This window comes from Parabacteroides hominis (genome assembly GCF_014287585.1).
GTDB classification, from domain to species: domain Bacteria; phylum Bacteroidota; class Bacteroidia; order Bacteroidales; family Tannerellaceae; genus Parabacteroides; species Parabacteroides hominis.
Genome location: NZ_JACOOJ010000023.1, coordinates 64,372 through 84,435 on the forward strand (window position 1 = coordinate 64,372; position 20,064 = coordinate 84,435).

Genomic DNA, 20,064 nt, shown 5'->3' on the forward strand with positions numbered 1-20,064 from the left:
CAGCTCACAAATAACTTTATTATAAATAATAAGCATCACAAAAATATGAATAAAATTGTAACCTTAGAAATTATAGGAAAGGAAAGTTACGCTTTTTTCCTAAAAATACCATTAGTTATGAGATTAAGTGTTGTATTTCTTTTTTTGAGTCTCGGCATTGCAGTAGCAAACAATTCCTATGCCCAGAATACCACTTTATCGTTGGAAATGTCGAACAGTACGATTGCCAACGTGCTGGAAGCGGTAGAGAATCAGACGGACTTCTCCTTTATCTATGATGCTAACGTGGTCAACATAAATAAGAAGGTCTCTGTCAGTGTAAACGAAAAGAATATCTTTGATGTACTGAATAAAATGTTCGGTAATAGCGATATCGCTTACACCGTTGTTAACAAAAAGATTATCCTGAATAAGAAAGAAGCTGTCATGCAGCAACAGGGTAAACGCGTGTCGGGTGTGGTTGTCGATAAGAACAACGAACCGGTTATCGGCGCTAATATTTTGGTGAAGGGAACGACAAACGGGACGATTACCGATATAGATGGTAAATATACGCTCGACAATGTTCCGGCCGATGCCATATTGGTATTTTCTTATATCGGATTCGATTCGCAGGAGTTGAAATATGGCGGACAGGCTACTATCGATGTGACTTTGTCCGAAGATACGCAGAAGTTAGATGAAGTGGTTGTGACTGCCATGGGTATCAAGAAGAAAGCTGCTTCCTTAACCTATTCAAGCCAGCAGGTTGGAGGTGACGAACTGACACGTGCCAAAGATCCGAACATGATTACGGCATTGGCTGGTAAGACGGCCGGTGTGCAGATCAATAAGAACTCATCCGGTCTGGGTGGTTCGGCAAAGGTTTCGATCCGTGGTGTACGCTCTGCCAATGCAGATGCAAACAACCAGCCTTTATATGTGATCGACGGTGTTCCGATGTTGAACTCGATCAGCGAACAAGCCTCTTCCGCAATGGGAGGTAAAAATAACGGTGGTAACCGTGACTCCGGTGACGGTATCTCCAACCTGAACCCGGACGATATCGAAAGCATGAGTATCCTGAAAGGGGCTTCTGCTGCCGCCCTTTACGGTTCGCAGGCTGCCAACGGTGTGATCCTGATCACGACAAAGAAAGGTAAGGCTGGTTTGCAGCGCGTTACTTTCTCTTCCAACCTGACGGTCGATCATGCAATCAGTCTTCCTGAATTCCAGAACAATTACGGTCGTAAGGACGACCAGAGTTGGGGCAAAGATGGGAACCTGAAAGATTATGATAATGCAGGCGATTTTTTCCAGAATGGGGTAACGGCTATCAACTCGTTGTCACTGACAAGAGGTAACGATAAATTGCAGACTTATTTCTCTTATGCAAATACCAGTGCAAGCGGTATCGTAGAAAAGAACAAACTGCAGAAGCATAACCTGAACTTCCGTGAAACGGCACAGTTCTTTGACGATCGCCTGAATATCGATGCCAACGTCAATCTGATGACGCAGTCTATCAAGAACCGCCCGACCTCCGGTGGTTATTATATGAATCCACTGGTTGGGCTGTACGGATTTCCGCGTGGCGAGGATATGGCTCCCTACAGAGATGGATACGAAACGATCGATTTCGAACGGAATATGCCGGTACAGAATTGGCATACGGCTATTAACAGTTTTGAGCAGAACCCCTATTGGCTGGTGAATCGTGTGACAAGCCGCGACAAGCGTTACCGTGCGTTGGCTTCATTGACTGCGGCCGTGACAGTTACAGACTGGCTGAAAATCCAGGCTCGTGGGAATGTGGACTATACGAACGATAAGTTCCAGCAGAAAATGTATGCAACGACCTCGGTCGATATCGCCGGTACGAACGGTCGCTACATCGACCTGAACCATACGGAAATGTTGTTGTACGGAGATGTTATGGCTATGGTTAACAAGAAATGGAACGACTGGTCTTTGAATGCAGCCTTAGGTACAAGTATCAACAGTACGCGGGTAGACGAGTTACGCTTGGATTCCAAGACGGCTTCCCTCTATTATCCGAACGTATTTACTGTTGCCAATATCAATATGAACACATCGGCCGGCTGTGACGAGATCATCAACCAGCGCCGTACGCTCCAGTCTATATTCGCGACAGCCCAGGTGGGATGGAAAGAAAGCCTGTATTTGGATGTTACGGCCCGTAACGACTGGTCTTCCACACTGGCATTCACCAAACATAAGAATAAAGGTTTCTTTTATCCGTCGGTCGGTTTGTCATGGATCATGAATAATTCGCTCGATATGCCGGAATGGATCAACTTCGGTAAACTGAGAGGCTCCTGGTCTAAAGTGGGTAACGATATTCCTCTGTATGTAAGTAATCCTGTCGATATGATTGGTGCAGGCGGTAAGATCATCGTGAACGAAGCGGCTGCTTTCGATAACTTGAAACCTGAATTGAGCACATCCTGGGAAGTCGGTACGGAATGGAAGTTCTTCAATTACCGTTTGGATTTGGATTTCACTTACTATAAGACAAATACGAAGAACCAGTTGCTGAAGATGCCGTCGTTTGCAGGTGCACCGTATAAATATTATTACGTAAATGCAGGTAATATCCAGAACGAAGGTGTGGAACTAACGGTTGGCGTCACACCGGTTATGACAAATGATTTCCGTTGGAAGTCTTCATTCAATTTCTCAACCAACAAGAACAAAGTAGTGAAATTGCATCCGGACCTGAAATCGTTCGCTTATGGGGACGAGGGCTTCAGTATGATGTATATGATGCGTATTAAAGAAGGCGGTTCGCTGGGTGACCTGTACGGAAATGCTTTCGAACGCGACGAAGCCGGCAAGATCATTTTTGATGAAAACAATTTGCCGAATGTAAATACCGGTAATAATGTGAAGGTCGGTAATTCAAACCCGGATGCTTTGCTGGGATGGAGCAATACCTTTACTTATAAAGATTTCTCTTTGTATTTCCTGGTTGACTGCCGTTTTGGGGGTGATGTATTGTCTATCACACAGGCCGACCTGGATTCCAAAGGCGTGACACAGGCTACAGCCGATGCCCGTAATGCCGGTTTCATCGATTTGGAAGGTACACGTATTGAAAAAGAAAATATAGAAGCTTTCTATAGCCGGGTCGGCGGACGTAACGGATGTTCCGAATATTATATGTATAATGCTACAAACGTTCGTTTGCGTGAACTTTCTTTAGGCTATACGTTCCCGAGAAAGTTGATGGAGAAATCGAAAGTATTCCAGGATGTGCAACTCTCATTTGTTGCCCGTAACCTGTTCTTCTTCTATAAAGATGCTCCGTTCGATCCGGATGCCAGCTTGTCCAGTGGCAATGGCAACCAGGGTGTGGATGTGTTCGGTATGCCGACTACCCGGAGCTTAGGTTTTAATCTGAAGGTTTCATTCTAAAAAAAGAGTATTATGAAAAGCAAATTCAATAAATATATAGCTGCGTTCTTTATTGCAGGAGTGGCCGGACTGATGGCTTGTACGGAGGACTTCGAATCGCAGAATACGAAAACAAACGGTTTTAACGAGGAACTGCAATCGTACGATTATATGTACTACACCTTGCCGCTTACGATCGTTGAACAAGGTATCTATTTCAACTATGATTGGGGTGGTGGCAAGAACTGGCCGTTCCAGACGATGCAGAATCTGGAAGCCGATATGTTCTCCGGTTATTTCCATGATATGAACGGTAGTTTTAATAGCAACAACTCCACCTATCACTTGAACGATGGCTGGACTTCTTCCAACTGGACTTATACTTATGGATATATAATGACCGCAGCCAAGAATGCAGAACGCAGGAATGCGGACAGGCCTGAATTTCTGGGTGTCGCTAAAATCCTGAAGGTGGAACTGATGCATCGTATTGCCGATATCTACGGACCGCTGATCTATACGAATTACGGCGAAAGTACCGGTTCCGAACCGGAAGATATGAAAACGGCTTATTATGCATTTTTTGCCGATCTGGACGAAGCATTGGTGGCTATCCGTTCGTATGTAGCGGCCAATCCGGATAAAAATCCTTTTAAGAAATCAGATTATCTGACACCGAACCAGACTTATGGCGACTGGATCAAATTTGCCAATTCTTTGCGTTTGCGCCTGGCTATCCGTTTATCCGTTGTCGATCCGTCTAAAGCTGCCGAAGAGGTTAAAAAAGCGTTGTCTGATGAAGGTGGCGTACTGGAAGAACCGGCGGACGTAATTGCAGTGAATGCTACGACAAGCGGATTCACGAACCCGTTGGGGGAAATCAATAAGGGTTGGGGTGAAGTCTTTATGAATGCAAGCATGGAATCTTTCCTGGTAGGATATGACGATCCGCGTATTTCTAAATATTATACTCCGGCTTCCGGTGGTTCTGAAGGAGCTTTATTCAATATTGCCGGAACTTATAAGGGAGTCCGCCAGGGAACGGGAGTCACGCATAAAAAATATAGCGACCATTCGGCCAGTACGGTCGCCCAGAACACGGATGCTATTCTGATGACGGCTGCCGAAATCTGGTTCCTGCGTGCCGAAGCGGCTCTTCGTGGATATATTTCCGGCGATCCGGGCGAGTATTATAAGAAAGGTGTCGAAACTTCTTTTGCACAGTGGGGAGCTGATAACGTTTCCGACTATCTGGCAAGCGAGAAAGTTCCGGCCGATTATAAGGATGCATTCGACGCGAAGTTTGATGTGGCTGCTGTCTCCAAAGTGACGCCAAAGTGGGACAACGCTCTTTCCAACGAACAAAAACTGGAAAAGATTATTACACAAAAATGGCTGGCGATCTATCCGGAAGGTTGCGAAGCTTGGACGGAACAAAGACGTACAGGATATCCGAAACTGTTTAAGGTAGCTGTCAACAATAGTGGTGGAACGATCGATACGGATATCATGATCCGCCGTCTGTTCTATCCGCAGGCATTGATCAGCGACAATCCGACGCAGTACGAACAATTGCTTCAGTTATTGGGCGGTCCTGATACGGGCGGAACTCGTCTGTGGTGGGATATGGGCAGAAACTTTTAAGAAACATTTGATTCTGTAATATTTTAAGTTAGAACGATTAGATTATAATGGGAGCGGGCTTGTGAAAAGTCTGCTCCCATAAATTTTTACAATAACCCCTCTTTTTTCTATTTCAAGAGAAAACGATCGCTATTCCAATCTGTCTTTTTTCTACTTGTTTGATCCTTTTTCTAACATAATAGACTGATCAGCTGCCAGGGTTTCCCAAATAGCATTGCATCTGTCAATTGATTTTCCATGATTCCTTACATCCCGGAAAAGTTTAACTCCCGGAGAATCGAATATTTGAGAGAATATGAAGGAGGATACAGAAATATAGCAAGGGAGGCAAGGCTCTTTTCGGAGGTTGCGGCGGAAGATTTCCTGACGACCGTCTTCATCGCCCTGACGACCGTCTTTGCTGCTCCGAGTTGCCGAGTTCACTATGTATGAACATTGACTTCATGGCGATGAAGACGGTCGTCGCGGAAATTTTCTGCGCAATTCATGAGTAAGACGTTTCCATAACTACTTTTTTCGTCTTGGATACAATTGTTCAGAAGACACTTGACAAGAGGTTTGTAAGCCGTTTTAAAGATGTTTTTTACAATAAGTCATTGGGGCGATTGGGGCGAGGAGGCGTTTCAACCACGAAATATATCGCATGAGCAGAAGTATTTTTTTGTGCAGGTGTAGGAAGGAAAGATAATGTAAAGCCTAATAAAAAAATCTTTTTCAAATTCTACTTTTTACCATTTATACAACCCTTTGATATAAAAAATATACTACCTTTATGCCCGAATTTTTAATAAAAGAGCTGTATATGTCTTTAAAGCGTTTTGGTGTTTCATTGGAAGATAACCTGCTGGAATCGTTAGACCAATATGTGAGCGAGAATGGTTTTGCCAATCGTTCGCAGGCTATTCGTTTTCTGGTGGAGAAGAATGTCGCTGAAAAGAAATGGCAGTGTAACCATATTGTGGCGGGTACGATTATCCTTATGTACGATCAGGTAAAAAAGGAGATTACTTCCCGGATTGCCGATATCCAACAAAATTATCAGGATGTTATCCTGTCTTCTTCCCAATATTATGTGAACCGGAATTTTTGTCTGCACATCGCGACCGTGATGGGTACGGCTTACCGTTTGACTGAACTGTCGGACCGGTTGACTACGATAAAGGGGCTTAAGCATGGTAAATTGGTTATGAGCCGGGCGGATTAGATATATTTTTTATCCGTATGGTAGCACGAATTATGAAAAGTGTGACACGATTAAGCGTTTGACAGTAGAAATTTAATACATAGATGAGAGATGAAAAAAGTAATTTTACTTGCCTCCGGGCTTTTGTGCAGTTCTCTGGTTTTTGCAAATGATCCGGCTGCAATCGATAGTCTGATTAATTTGCAGGGGGTTGTGATTTCGGCAAATAAGGTACAAGTGAACCGGAGCAGTGTACCGCTTACTATCTCGGTGATAGACCGGGACCAAATCGAAGCGAGCAGCGAATCGGCATTGTTACCGGTACTGTCAGAACGTATACCGGGATTGTTTGTGACAGAAAAAGGAATTACCGGCTTTGGAGTTTCTTCCGGATCGGCCGGAACGGTGAATATTCGTGGTGTCGGACAGGGCAACAAGGTGTTGATGCTGTTCGACGGGCAGCCGCAATGGGCAGGAGTGTTCGGGCATTCTTTGCCTGACACCTATGTGGCTTCGGATATAGAGCGTGTGGAAGTGATCCGCGGACCCGGTTCTTTGCTGTATGGTTCTAATGCAATGGGAGGGGTTGTTAATATAATTACCCGCCAGCATAAGCAGCAGGGACGCCGTACGCAGGCACGTGTCATGTTCGGTTCGTATAATACGCAGAAGTATATGATTAACAATGGATATAATGTCGGAAACTTCAGTAGTTTCATATCTGTCAATCATGATCGTACGGATGGGCACCGGCCTGATTCAAAATTTGATATCACGAATGGTTTTGCAAACCTGGGATATCGGATTGATGACCATTATAAAGTGACCGGAAATTTAAGTCTTGCTAAATATAATACGGAAGATCCTGGTATGATCACCGCTCCCAAGTTTGATCATGTGATGCATATCTTGCGTGGAACAACCTCTTTTGCATTGGAGAATCATCATGAGAAAACAAGTGGGGCACTACGTGTTTTCTATAATTGGGGGCATCATAAAATCAACGACGGCTATTCGGAAGGAGAGCAACCGAGCCCGTTCCTGTTTTATTCGGACGACCATAATACGGGAATCCAGTTATACCAGTCGTTCCGCCTGGTGAAAGGGAATACATTTACGGCTGGTGTCGATTATAAGAATTGGGGCGGACATGCCTGGAATGATTCGATTAAAGGTACGATCGGGGAAGTTGTCGATAAATCGGTCCATGAAGTGGCGGGGTATGCCATCATGCAGCAGGATTTGTTTGATATTTTGAGTTTGAATGCCGGGGTACGCTATGAACATAGTAGTGCTTATGGGGGAGAGTGGGTTCCGCAGGCCGGTTTTGCGATTCGTCCGTTTGAAGGAAATACGATAAAAGGGTCTTTCTCTAAAGGCTATAGAAGTCCTACGTTGCGTGAATTGTATATTTCTTATCTTCCTTATTCGAAAGCGAATCCAGATCTGAAACCGGAAAGTATGTTGACTTATGAGTTGTCTATCGGCCAATTCCTGCTGGATAATCGTTTACATGCCGAACTGACTGCTTTTTATATTGATGGCAAGGACATGATTTCGGTTGTAAACCGGCAGATGTCCAACATCGGGCGCTTTTATAATAAAGGTATAGAGTTCGAAGCCGGTTATCAGGTTTGTAAGAACCTGAATCTGGATATGAATTACAGCTATTTATATATGAATAAGGAAATAGAAGCGGCTCCGGCACATAAATTATATGCCAGTGCTACCTATACGCCCGGACGTTTTACCTTTAATATGAGTGTACAGTCTATTTTCGATCTTTATACCACGGTTGGAAAGACGCCGGAAGATAATAAAAAAGAGGACTACACGGTTCTGAATGCCCGCGCTTCCTATCGTTTCGGTTCGTTAGATAAGGGTTTGAAGCTCTTTGTAAAAGGCGAGAATCTGACGGCTACCCGCTATTCGATAAACGAGGGCTATCCAATGCCGAAGGCAACCTTTATGGCAGGAATCGATGTCACTTTCTAAACATTTTGTATACCTTTGCGTCCTGTAACATTTAATAAAAATCATTATGTCAGTTGCAAAGAGGGATTTAGAGGATAATAGAAAGGTGACCACACGCCGCCTGATAGAAATGAAACAGCGTGGAGAGAAGATTTCCATGTTGACTGCTTACGATTATTCGATGGCTCAACTGATCGACCAGGCCGGTATGGATGTTATCCTGGTGGGCGATTCGGCTTCCAACGTAATGGCTGGTAATGTAACGACACTGCCGATCACGTTGGACCAGATGATCTATCACGGCAAATCGGTGATGAAGGCCGTTAAACGTGCGTTGGTTGTGGTGGACCTGCCCTTTGGTACTTATCAAGGTAACTCGAAAGAAGCGTTGGCTTCGGCTATCCGTGTGATGAAGGAAACGCATGCGGATTGCATCAAGCTTGAAGGCGGTTCTGAAATTAGGGAATCTATCGAACGCATTCTGTGTGCGGGTATTCCTGTCATGGGACATCTGGGATTGACGCCTCAGTCCATTAATAAATTCGGAACATACACGGTTCGTGCCCGTGAGGAAGAGGAAGCGAAGAAGTTGATTGAAGATGCTCATCTGTTAGAAGAGATCGGTTGCTTTGCTATCGTATTGGAAAAGATTCCGGCTGCTTTGGCTGCACAGGTCGCTTCCGAGTTGACTATTCCGATTATCGGTATCGGTGCTGGCGGCGGCGTGGACGGACAGGTGTTGGTTATGCATGACATGTTAGGGATCAACCAGGGATTTTCTCCCCGTTTCCTGCGTCGTTATGCGAATCTGGCAGAAGAAATAACCCGTGCTGTACAGGCATATATTGAAGATGTAAAGACGCAAGATTTCCCGAACGAGAAGGAACAATATTAATAATGTGTCATCTATTGATCGGTGCTGCTTCATCGGGGAGCGGGAAAACAACCTTTACGCTCGGTTTACTTCGTGCCTTGAAGAACCGTTCGTTCAAGGTGCAGCCTTTTAAATGCGGGCCGGACTACATAGACACGCGCCATCATAGGATGGCAGCCGGCAATCCGTCCGTGAACTTGGATCTGTTTATGATGTCGGAGGCACATGTGCGTGACTTGTATGCCGGCTATGCGGAAAAAGCGGATGTGGCGGTGACCGAAGGGGTGATGGGACTGTTTGACGGATATGACGGTATGAAAGGGAGCAGCGCGGAAATTGCCTGTATGCTGAAAATACCGGTAGTCCTGATTGTGAATGCGAAAAGTACGGCATATTCAGTGGCTCCTTTATTGTACGGGTTTAAACACTTCGACAAGCAAGTACAAATAGTAGGAGCTGTCTTTAATTTTGTCGCTTCCGAAAGCCATTATTCCTTTTTGAAACAGGCCTGTGAAGATGCCGGAGTCGAGGCGTTGGGATATCTTCCCAAGTGTGCGGATGTGGAGATCCCCAGCCGCCATTTAGGGTTGTCGCTCGATGAAGATTTCTGCTTTGAAGAGTTTGCCGACCGTGTGGCGGAACTTGTCGAGAAGCATGTAAACATCGATCGGTTGCTGGAGTTGACGAAACCGGTTGAGACAGTTGCCGTTCCTACGTCCGCAGGTCGCCGTACCTATAACCGTGAATCTTCTTTTCCTATTGCGATTGCCCGCGATGCTGCATTCAATTTTATGTATGAAGCGAATATCCGTTATCTGCATCATTTAGGGGAAGTTACTTATTTCAGCCCGTTGACAGACACTTCTTTGCCGGAAGCCGGTTTCGTTTACCTTCCCGGAGGTTATCCTGAGTTATATCTTGCTGCTTTATCGGCAAACAAACCGATGCTTCAATCCATTCGCCGGTATGCCGAGAATGGGGGGAAGTTGCTGGCCGAATGTGGTGGTATGATGTATCTATGTGATGAGATACGGGATAAAAATGGAGACGTTTATCCGATGGCAGGCGTGTTGCACCAGTCTGCGACCATGGAGAATATGAAGTTGCGTCTGGGATATCGTACCTTATTGTATAACGATGCCCGCCTGAAAGGGCATGAGTTCCACTATTCCCGCCTGGTGGAACAAAATAATCCGCTTCCGTCCTGTGCTGTCGCTTATACTGCCAAAGGAGTGGAAACGGATACTCCGCTTTATCGTTATAAGAATGTTTGGGCCGGATATACGCATTTGTATTGGGCGGACCCGGCCGGAAACGAATGGTTTACCAATTATCTGTTCGGAAAGGAATAAATTGATATGAGAATATACACGCGTGGAGGAGATAAAGGCCGCACCGGGATTCACGGAGGCGAGCGGGTGGATAAAGACGATATCCGGATCGAAGCGAACGGGACGTTGGACGAAGTGAATGCCGAAATAGGCATTATCCGTGCATTGCTCCCGGCTGAACATGAGTGGCAGGGTCTGCTGGGAAACATACAAAGGGAGATGATGGCGGTGATGTCACATGTGGCGACTCCGTTGGCTATTCGTGATAAGAATCCGAACAAAATATCCGATGATCTGGTTCTTGTTTGCGAGGAACAGATCGATGCCTTGTCGGCGAAGATGGAAGATAACGGTTACTTTATCCTGCCTGGCGGTTCTTTGGTTTCCGCTCACTTGCAGTTGGCCCGTACGATCGTACGCCGTGCCGAACGCCGTCTGTGGACATTGAACCGGAAAGATCCGGTATCACCTGAGATCATGCAGTTCGTGAACCGCCTCTCCGATTTGTTTTTTACAATGGCACGCTATGAAATGTTTTGCCAGGGGAATGTGGAGGAACGTTGGCAGTCGTTTTTGTATAAGCGGAAAGGCGGAACAATGCCTGAAGATACATAAAAGAAATGGTTCACATTTTTGTGAATCAGGAAAGAATACATTATATTTGTATGTAAATACGAGAACAATATGGTTGTTACATTTGAAGAAGCATATTTGCGTGATCTTTACGAGAAAGGAAAAGCCGAGGATAAGAAGCATCGTTTCCAACCTGATGTTATAAGGCGTTATCAAAAGTGTATAGATTTTCTTTTGGATGCCAAGAAGGTAGAAGAACTTCTTTTGATAAATTCCTTGAATTATGAGGTGTTGAAAGGTGATAAGGCTGGTATTTCATCTATGCGGGTGAATAATAGATATCGGGTTGAATTTACTGTAAGAGATTCGATGGAAGAACCGATTGTTACAGTATGTAATATAATAGAATTGTCAAACCATTATAAATGATTGTAGCTATGATTACACTTCAAGGTATTGATCCTAAAATGATTGCCAATAATTTGACTCCGTCCGAACCGATACATCCGGGCGAATTGATAAAAGATGAGATAGAATATCGGGGTATCTCTCAGCGGAAACTTGCAGCACAAATGGGTATTTCTCCGACATTGCTTAATGAAATATTAAATGGTAAGCGTTCTGTTTCGACAGAATATGCTCTTTTGTTTGAAGCTGCGCTTGGCATCGATGCAGAAGTTTGGATTCGTCAGCAAACCCGGTATGATATGCAAATGGCAAAATCTGATAAATCCTTTTTAGAAAGACTTGCCAACATTAGAAAAATGGTAGCAGTATTGTAGTGGGAAAAGACTAAAAATAAGAATAAATATGACATCCGTAAAAAAGTATATCGAGTCCAACAAAGACCGTTTCATCGAAGAGCTTTTCTCTTTGATCCGTATTCCATCGATAAGTGCCAAGTATGAACATAAGCCTGATATGGAGGCATGTGCAAAACGCTGGACAGAACTCCTGCTTGCCGCCGGTGCCGATAAAGCGGTTGTGATGCAGACCGAAGGCAATCCGGTCGTGTATGGGGAAAAGATGATGGGGACGGACGGTGTAGAGACGCACGGCAGTGCGTCTCTACGTGATGTTCCGACCGTTTTGGTCTATTCGCACTATGACGTAATGCCCGCCGAGCCGCTCGACCTGTGGAAGAGCCGCCCGTTCGAACCCGAAATCCGGGACGGTCGTATCTGGGCGCGTGGTGCGGACGATGATAAAGGGCAGGCCATGATGCAGGTAAAAGGCTTCGAAACCGCCCTGAATCTGGATTTGCTGAAATGTAATGTGAAATTTATCTTCGAAGGAGAAGAAGAGATCGGTTCGCCGAGCCTCGAAGCCTTCTGCCGTACACATAAAGAATTGTTGAAAGCAGATGTTATCCTGGTTTCCGATACCAGCATGGTCAGTGCCGAAACACCTTCGTTAACCACCGGTCTTCGCGGATTGGCCTATTGGGAAGTGGAAGTGACAGGCCCCAACCGTGATTTGCATTCCGGGCATTTCGGGGGTGCAGTCGCCAACCCGATTAATGTGTTGTGCAAATTGATGGCTGACATAACCGATGCCGACGGACGGATCACGATCCCCGGTTTCTATGATGACGTGGAGGAAGTTTCCCCTGCCGAACGCGAAATGATTGCACAAATCCCGTTTGACGAAGCCAAATACAAGGCCGCTATCGGAGTGGATGAACTGTTTGGTGAAAAAGGTTATTCGACGTTGGAGCGTAACAGTTGCCGTCCATCCTTCGACATCTGCGGCATCTGGGGCGGTTATACGGAAGAGGGCAGCAAGACGGTCCTTCCTTCCAAAGCCTATGCCAAAGTTTCCTGCCGTTTGGTTCCACATCAGGACCATGAGAAGATTTCAAAACTGTTTGAAGCGTATATCACCCGTGTGGCTCCGGCTTATGTCAAGGTAAAAGTGACGCCTAAACACGGTGGACAGGGCTATGTCTGCCCGATCGACCTTCCCGCTTATAAGGCGGCTGAAGATGCCGTTGCCGTAGCTTTTGGCAAACGTCCGTTGGCCGTGCGCCGTGGTGGAAGTATCCCTATTATCTCGACCTTCGAGCAGGTGTTGGGCATCAAGACCGTCCTGATGGGATTCGGCCTCGAACAGAATGCGATCCATTCGCCGAACGAAAGCTGTACGCTTGATTTCTTTTACAAGGGGATCGAGTCGGTAGCCGAATTTTATAAACGATTCAATTGATATGACGAATAATGAAATAGTCGCCCGTGCGCTTGCCAATACCGGCATTGCTGCTTTGAACGAGATGCAGCAGGCGGTACTGGATGCCGGGACGACAAAAGACATGGTGCTGCTCAGTCCGACAGGATCAGGCAAGACGCTGGCTTTCCTTTTGCCTTTGCTGACGACGTTGACGGATGAGGACAAAAAGATACAGGCCTTGATCATCGCTCCTTCCCGTGAGCTGGCCTTGCAGATCGAAACGGTATTCCGTTCGTTGGGGGCCGGATATAAGGTGAATTGTTGCTACGGAGGGCATCCTATCCGCACGGAGAAGAAGAGCCTCGAACATCCGCCTACGGTCCTGATCGGGACGCCGGGACGTATCGTCGACCACTTGGAACGGGGAAATATCGACCTGGACAGTGTGCGTACGCTGATCTTGGATGAGTTTGACAAATCGCTCGAACTGGGTTTCCTTGCTGAAATGAAGGAGATCTTAGCACATCTTCCCGGCGTGCGCCGCCGGGTGCTGACTTCGGCAACGGCAGCAGTCGATATTCCTGCTTTCACTGGAATCACGGCTCCGGTGCGGTTGTCGTTCTTGAAAGATGTGAAGGAGTCGAAAGGACTGACTCTGCGTGTGGTCAAGTCTCCCGTTAAGGACAAGTTGGAAACCTTGTACAAACTTTTAGGCGAACTGAAAGGCGGTTCTGCCCTTATCTTCTGCAATTACCGGGAGACGGTGGAACGGGTGAGCAACTACCTGACCGAAATGGATGTGGATAACGAATACTTCCACGGAGGGATGGAACAGCCGGAACGCGAACGTGCCTTGTCGCATTTCCGTAACGGCAGTGCTACCGTATTTATCTCTACCGATTTGGCCTCCCGCGGTCTCGATATTCCGGAAGTGAAGAATGTGATCCATTACCATCTTCCGGTGAGTGAAGAGGCGTATGTGCATCGTAACGGACGTACGGCCCGTATGAACGCAGAAGGAGTCGCTTATCTGATCTTGAATGCGGAAGAGACGGTTCCCGAATATATCACCCGCGAGCCGGATGAGTTTTTCCTGCCGGAAGTAGCAAAGAAGCCCGTCCGTTCCGAGTGGGTGACGCTGACGATCAACCGGGGAAAACGAGATAAACTGAGTAAGAAGGATGTAGTCGGCTTCCTCTTCCAGAAAGGGGGACTGGATAAGGATGATTTAGGCATTGTCGAGATAAAAGAAAGCTGTGCTTTTGCTGCTGTCAAGCAGGACAAACTTTCCGGTTTGCTGGATCGCATCCGGGATGAAAAGATAAAGAACATGAAAGCGAAGTTTATATGAGCATATTGATAAAAGGCGTCTTATTGAATGATGCCGTGAAAGATGTTTATATTGAGAAAAATGAGATCAGGCACATCGGTACGGACTTGCAAGTTCAGGCGGATCAGGTAATCGACGGAAAGCGTAAGGCTTTGATACCCGGCTTCGTGAATGCACATACACATGCGGCTATGACGCTTTTCCGTGGTTTCGGTGATGACATGGCGTTGATGCCCTGGTTGGAACAGAAGATTTGGCCGAATGAGGATAAGTTGACGTATGAAGATATGTATTGGGGTACAAAACTGGCCTGCCTTGAAATGATAAAAAGCGGGACGACGACATTCTCCGACATGTATCATCAATACGAGGCGACTGCCGATGCGGTGGAAGAGATGGGAATGCGTGCGTTGGTGGCGGGCGCCTGCTTCGACGGCTTCAATCTGAAGTTGGCGGAACGGTGCAAGCGAGAGAATGAAAAGCTGATGGCGGAAGTGGTCGGGAATTACAGTGACCGGATACGGTATGCCGCCGGTCCTCATGCCATCTATACGGTTTCCGGTGAACTTCTTAAATGGATACATAGTTTTACCGCGGAACATGATGCCCCTGTCCATCTGCATTTGGCAGAGACGGAAGGAGAAGTGCAGGACTCAGTAAAAAAGTTCGGCCTGACGCCTGTACGTTACCTGAATAAGTTGGGTGTACTGTCTCCTCGTCTGATTATCGCACACGGCATCTATGTCGATGACGACGAAATCCGCATGCTGGCCGATCATGATGTGAAGGTCGTACACAATCCTGCCTCCAATATGAAGCTGGCTTCCGGCATCCGGTTCAAGTTCTGTGAGATGAGAAAAGCCGGTGTGACCGTCGCTTTAGGGACTGACGGCTGTTCCTCTTCCAATAATCTGGATATGGTCGAGGCAATGAAGCTCGCTTCGCTTTTAGGCAAGGCCTGGAGGAAAGATCCGGAAGCGATTCCTGCCGGTGAAATATTCAAGGCGGCGACAGAAGCCGGTGCTTCGGCTATCGGGCTGAAAGCCGGACGGATTGCCGAAGGCTATCTGGCTGATCTCTGCCTGGTCGACTTGAACATTCCGGCTTTTATCCCGAATCATAACTTTGTCTCCAACCTGGTATATGCAGCGAACGGCAGTTGTATCGATACCGTTATCTGTGATGGTAAAATCCTGATGCAAGATAAAAAGGTTCCGGGCGAGGAGGAGATTATGGAGCGGACAGCCGAGCTTGCCTATAAGTTGGTGAAAGAATCGTAGGCGAGGAAACCAAAGTTTCCTCGGCAGGAAACCAAAGTTTCCTCGGCAGGAAACCAAAGTTTCCTCGGCAGGAAACCAAAGTTTCCTCGGCAGGAAACCAAAGTTTCCTCGGCAGGAAACCAAAGTTTCCTCGGCAGGAAACCAAAGTTTCCTCGGCAGGAAACCAAAGTTTCCTCGGCAGGAAACCAAAGTTTCCTCGGCAGGAAACCAAAGTTTCCTCAAGGGCTATCCATTCTCTTGTCCGTATGAAAAATAAATTAGAACGTATATGAATACAAATGACAATGCTTTTTATCGGGAAGCGGCTGATTACTTGTCGTCCCGTATTACCGGTAATCCGGAAACAGCTATTATCTTAGGTAGCGGCTTGGGCTCCCTTGCCGACCAGATTGAGGATGCCGTGGTTATTCCTTACGCTGAGATCCCGCATTTTATGCATTCGACAGCCGCGGGGCATAAAGGAAACTTCATCTGTGGCAGGTTAGGAGGAAAACAGGTGCTTGCCATGCAGGGACGTTTCCATTATTATGAGGGTTACACGATGCGGCAAGTGACGTTCCCGATCCGGGTGATGAAGCTGTTGGGGATTAAAAACCTGTTGGTTTCCAATGCGGCAGGCGGTATCAATACGAGTTTCAAAGTCGGTGACCTGATGATTATACGCGATCACATCAATATGATGCCTAATCCGCTGATCGGCCCGAATGACGAACAGTTCGGAACCCGTTTCCCGGATATGACGCGTGCGTATGACCGTGAGTTTATCGGGCTTGTCGAAGAAATTGCCGCATCCCACCGTATCTCGTTGAAGAAAGGCGTATATGTCGGACTGACAGGCCCCTCTTTCGAGACTCCGGCAGAGTATGCTTTCTACGGAAGGGTAGGAGGCGATGCGATCGGAATGAGTACGGTTCCGGAGGTGATCGTGGCCCGTCATGCCGGCCTGCGTGTATTCGGTATGTCCGTGATAACGAATGAAGGCTATCATTTTGCCGATGATTTTGTGAACGACGGGGCCGATGTGATTGTAGCAGCCAATAAAGCGGCTGCGGTTATGACCGTCCTTTTCCGGGAATTGGTTGCCAAAATATAACTTTTGTTGACATGAAAACATTTGTAATAGTAGGATGCGGACGGCTTGCCGGAATAGTTTCGGAAGCTGTCGTTAAAGGATTATTGCCCGAATATGAGTTGGTGGGAGTCTATTCGCGTACGGCTGCCAAAGCTGAACGTATTGCCGGCCAGATGGAAAAGATCGGAAAAAGTTGTACAGTATGTACTACGGCAGATGAATTGCTGGCCTTGAAACCCGATATACTGGTGGAGACTGCTTCTCCGACCGCTCTTCGGGAGTTCGCCGTTCCGGCTTTGAAGAACGGAACTTCCATCGTTACCCTTTCGATCGGTGCGCTGGCCGACGACTCGTTTTACCGGGAAGTATGCGAAACGGCTAAAGAGAACGGGACACGTATTTATATCGCTTCGGGAGCTACCGGAGGATTCGACGTTTTGCGTACGGCTGCCTTGATGGGGAATGCGACAGCCCGTTTCTTCAATGAGAAGGGACCTGACGCTTTGAAGGGAACTCCGGTTTATGAGGATGCTCTGCAAAACGAACGAAAAGTGGTGTTTACTGGCAATGCCGTGGAAGCCATCCGCCTGTTCCCTACGAAAGTGAACGTCACGGTGGCCGCCTCACGCGCCTCTGTCGGCCCGGAAGCCATGCAGGTGACCATACAGTCGACTCCCGGATTTAAGGGAGACACGCAGAAAGTCGAGATCAGGAACGATCAGGTGCATGCCGTCGTGGACGTGTATAGCGCAACTGCGGAGATAGCAGGATGGTCGGTCGTGAACACCCTGCTGAATATTGTCTCACCCGTTGTATTCTGAAAGATTGGCCAGCACCTTTTCGCTCAGGCGGTCGAATGCCTGGCGGGTGCGGCCTGTTGAGGTCTGTACGCATCGTACATGCGGATGCTTCAAAAGGTGAGTGCCGCCCAAAGCGCCGACGGTATCGCAAAAACAGAGGTTATTGCCTGATAACCATTTGACGAACGGCTCCTCGTCCCAGGCAGGGGACAGTCCTGTGTTGAACAGTATCTTTTTATCACCCAACTTCTGGAATTCGGCCTCGTGCAGCAGGACGGTGTTTTTGTTCAGGCAGCAAAACAGGGCTTCGCTTTGTGCGAGCAGTTCGTCCAAAGGAAGGAAACGATATCCTTTCTCACGTGCCCATTCCTTTTCACTGCGGGCAAAATAAGATATTTCCGCACCGAAGAACCGGAGTGCATCGGCGATCATGCCACCCGACTTACCCAAGCCGATGATACCTGCTTTTAGCCCGGTGATTTCACGGACGTCGCCATCCCAGGCCGGCCCGTCAAACCCGTGGAAGCAACGTACCAGTTCACTTATGACATATTCGACCACTCCTTCGTCTCCATAATCCCGGATGCCTGTGACCGTGATGCCGTGCCCGTTGGCATAAATGATATCGACGTTAGCGCTTTCCGGTGAGTAAAGCGAACAGCACATGCCGATATATTTGATATTGGGGCATCTTTCCATTACTTCGCGGCGGATACTCGAAGTGTAACTCAGCAGTACCGCGTCGGCATTGCCGATACGACGGACGATCTCCTCGTCATCTGCTGGAATATCGGGGTACATCACTACTTCATTTGCAAACGTATGCAACGCTTTCTCTGCCGAAGGAATCAAACTGACCGGCTCTATCGCAACTATTTTACTAAACATGTTAAATTATTCTTTTTGAAAATATGAAGAAACAAAGATACGTTTTTTTGTAAAGTTTCTATCTTTGTATTCAATTCAATCAATGTAATAAAATAAACTTATTTCTACCCATGAAGAATTCCAGAAGAGACTTCCTTAAAAAGGGAGCGTTGGCAGGGTTCGGCGCCCTGATGATCCCGGAGATCGCAAAAGCCGCTGTAAAAGAAAATACATCTGTACATGCTCCGAAGATTAATCTGAAAAAAGATTGTGTGATCCTGTTCCAGGGAGATTCCATCACGGACTGCGGCCGCGACAAGAATAGTAACCGTTGCAATACGATGGAACAGTTCGGTAGCGGCTATGTGCTCTTTTGCGCTACGCAGTTGTTGGAGAGGAAAGCGGCTTTGCAGCCTAAGGTTTACAACCGCGGCATCAGCGGTAATAAAGTCTATCAGCTTCGAGAACGCTGGGAGATCGATTGCCTTGCTTTCCAGCCGGACGTCCTGAGTATTCTGATCGGGGTGAATGATTACTGGCATACGTTGACACATGGTTATAAAGGAACGGTCGAGACATACGAAAACGATCTGCGTGCCTTGTTGAAATATACGAAAGAGAAACTCCCGAATACGCAAATAGTCCTTTGCGAACCCTTCACTCTGCGTGACGGGGCGGCTATAGAAGATTCCAAATGGTATCCGATGTTCGATGAATTCCGCAAGTCCGCCCGTAAACTGTCGGAGGAATTCAATACCGTATTCGTTCCCTTCCAGTCGGGTTTCGATGCAGCAGTGAAGCTGGCTCCGGCACGTTATTGGTCGAATGACGGTGTGCATCCCGATTTGCCCGGTCGCCAACTGATGGCAAACATGTGGATGGAAGCGACTGGATTAAAGTAAGATATGATTTTGGACGGGTGCGGACTGTAAAAATAGTGCAAAAAAAGTGCAGTCAGGTTTTGGAGAATAAAAAAATACCTCTATCTTTGCACCCGTTATCGCGGAAGTAGCTCAGTTGGTAGAGCATAACCTTGCCAAGGTTAGGGTCGCGGGTTCGAGTCCCGTCTTCCGCTCCAATCGGTAACAGAGGCGGTATGAGGCCGCTTTTTTTAATGTACTGAAGAAAGGCCCAGGTGGCGGAATTGGTAGACGCGCACGTTTCAGGTGCGTGTGTCGAGAGGCATGCAGGTTCGAGTCCTGTTCTGGGCACCTTTTCTCGCGCAGGTGGTGGAATTGGTAGACACGCTACTTTGAGGGGGTAGTGCCGGTTACGGCGTGTGAGTTCAAGTCTCATCCTGCGTACACAGATAGTCCATATAGTTAGTTTCAAAAGCTGATTATATGGACTATTTTGTTTTTGTATCCTCCTCCCATTCCTGTCCGGTATGTCCATTGGTATAGAATCCATGCTTTACTTGAATAAAAAAGAAGGTGTCTGAAAAGGATGCCTTCTTTTTTTGTTATGCCGCCCGTTTATTATCCATTTTTATTTTTAAAACATCTTTGGTCTTCTCAATTGTCTCTCTTCGGGAAGTAATCCTACAGAAATAAGTAAAAAATAAAAGAGAACTG

Annotated in this window: 16 protein-coding genes and 3 tRNA genes; 18 read left to right on the forward strand and 1 reads right to left on the reverse strand. The window is 46.9% G+C overall.

The window, feature by feature from the left end:
• Positions 1-117: 117 nt before the first annotated feature.
• The 14 genes from H8S65_RS13150 to H8S65_RS13215 all read left to right on the forward strand — a co-directional run bounded on the left by H8S65_RS13150 (position 118) and on the right by H8S65_RS13215 (position 17,644).
• Positions 118-3,417, forward strand: a complete 3,300-nt coding sequence (locus H8S65_RS13150; RefSeq protein WP_186930410.1) for a TonB-dependent receptor — start codon at positions 118-120, stop codon at positions 3,415-3,417.
• Between the two features lie 12 nt (positions 3,418-3,429).
• A complete protein-coding gene (locus tag H8S65_RS13155; RefSeq protein ID WP_186930411.1) occupies positions 3,430-5,040 on the forward strand; it encodes a SusD/RagB family nutrient-binding outer membrane lipoprotein in 1,611 nt (536 codons plus the stop codon).
• Positions 5,041-5,842: 802 nt separating this feature from the next.
• Entirely contained in the window at positions 5,843-6,244 is a 402-nt protein-coding gene (nikR, locus tag H8S65_RS13160) for a nickel-responsive transcriptional regulator NikR (RefSeq protein WP_186930412.1), read from the forward strand.
• A gap of 90 nt (positions 6,245-6,334) precedes the next feature.
• Entirely contained in the window at positions 6,335-8,218 is a 1,884-nt protein-coding gene (locus H8S65_RS13165) for a TonB-dependent receptor plug domain-containing protein (protein WP_186930413.1), read from the forward strand.
• Positions 8,219-8,264: 46 nt separating this feature from the next.
• Positions 8,265-9,092 (forward strand): 3-methyl-2-oxobutanoate hydroxymethyltransferase, encoded by an 828-nt coding sequence (gene panB, locus H8S65_RS13170; protein ID WP_186930414.1) that lies wholly within the window; start codon positions 8,265-8,267, stop codon positions 9,090-9,092.
• Positions 9,092-10,423, forward strand: coding sequence for a cobyrinic acid a,c-diamide synthase CobB (locus H8S65_RS13175; protein WP_186930426.1), 1,332 nt, complete (start codon positions 9,092-9,094; stop codon positions 10,421-10,423). The genes panB and H8S65_RS13175 overlap by 1 nt, the downstream gene beginning before the upstream one ends.
• Positions 10,424-10,429: 6 nt before the next feature.
• The gene (locus tag H8S65_RS13180; RefSeq protein WP_186930415.1) at positions 10,430-11,017 is read left to right on the forward strand and encodes a cob(I)yrinic acid a,c-diamide adenosyltransferase; all 588 of its coding nucleotides are present in this window, start codon (positions 10,430-10,432) and stop codon (positions 11,015-11,017) included.
• A 69-nt stretch (positions 11,018-11,086) separates the two neighbouring features.
• Positions 11,087-11,404: a type II toxin-antitoxin system RelE/ParE family toxin gene (locus tag H8S65_RS13185; protein ID WP_186930416.1), complete on the forward strand. Its 318-nt coding sequence runs from the start codon at positions 11,087-11,089 to the stop codon at positions 11,402-11,404.
• Positions 11,405-11,412: 8 nt separating this feature from the next.
• The gene (locus H8S65_RS13190) at positions 11,413-11,757 is read left to right on the forward strand and encodes a HigA family addiction module antitoxin (RefSeq protein ID WP_186930417.1); all 345 of its coding nucleotides are present in this window, start codon (positions 11,413-11,415) and stop codon (positions 11,755-11,757) included.
• A 28-nt stretch (positions 11,758-11,785) separates the two neighbouring features.
• Complete coding sequence (locus tag H8S65_RS13195) at positions 11,786-13,180, forward strand: dipeptidase (protein WP_186930418.1); 1,395 nt, start codon at positions 11,786-11,788, stop codon at positions 13,178-13,180.
• A 1-nt stretch (position 13,181) separates the two neighbouring features.
• Positions 13,182-14,492, forward strand: coding sequence for a DEAD/DEAH box helicase (locus tag H8S65_RS13200; protein ID WP_186930419.1), 1,311 nt, complete (start codon positions 13,182-13,184; stop codon positions 14,490-14,492).
• Positions 14,489-15,751 (forward strand): amidohydrolase, encoded by a 1,263-nt coding sequence (locus tag H8S65_RS13205; RefSeq protein ID WP_186930420.1) that lies wholly within the window; start codon positions 14,489-14,491, stop codon positions 15,749-15,751. The genes H8S65_RS13200 and H8S65_RS13205 overlap by 4 nt, the downstream gene beginning before the upstream one ends.
• 268 nt (positions 15,752-16,019) lie before the next feature.
• Entirely contained in the window at positions 16,020-16,844 is an 825-nt protein-coding gene (locus H8S65_RS13210; RefSeq protein WP_186930421.1) for a purine nucleoside phosphorylase I, inosine and guanosine-specific, read from the forward strand.
• An 11-nt stretch (positions 16,845-16,855) separates the two neighbouring features.
• Positions 16,856-17,644: an aspartate dehydrogenase domain-containing protein gene (locus H8S65_RS13215; protein ID WP_186930422.1), complete on the forward strand. Its 789-nt coding sequence runs from the start codon at positions 16,856-16,858 to the stop codon at positions 17,642-17,644.
• On the opposite strand, the gene H8S65_RS13220 is transcribed toward H8S65_RS13215, so the two are convergent.
• On the reverse strand, positions 17,627-18,511 hold the full coding sequence (locus H8S65_RS13220; RefSeq protein WP_186930423.1) for an NAD(P)-dependent oxidoreductase: 885 nt from the start codon (positions 18,509-18,511) through the stop codon (positions 17,627-17,629). The genes H8S65_RS13215 and H8S65_RS13220 overlap by 18 nt on opposite strands.
• Positions 18,512-18,621: 110 nt before the next feature.
• Between H8S65_RS13220 and H8S65_RS13225 the strand changes: the two genes are divergently transcribed.
• The 4 genes from H8S65_RS13225 to H8S65_RS13240 all read left to right on the forward strand — a co-directional run bounded on the left by H8S65_RS13225 (position 18,622) and on the right by H8S65_RS13240 (position 19,794).
• A complete protein-coding gene (locus H8S65_RS13225) occupies positions 18,622-19,392 on the forward strand; it encodes an SGNH/GDSL hydrolase family protein (protein ID WP_186930424.1) in 771 nt (256 codons plus the stop codon).
• 100 nt (positions 19,393-19,492) lie between these two features.
• A tRNA-Gly gene (locus H8S65_RS13230) sits at positions 19,493-19,568 on the forward strand.
• A gap of 51 nt (positions 19,569-19,619) precedes the next feature.
• Positions 19,620-19,701: transfer RNA gene (locus tag H8S65_RS13235), tRNA-Leu, on the forward strand.
• A 9-nt stretch (positions 19,702-19,710) separates the two neighbouring features.
• Positions 19,711-19,794 (forward strand) — tRNA-Leu (locus H8S65_RS13240).
• Positions 19,795-20,064 lie beyond the last annotated feature (270 nt).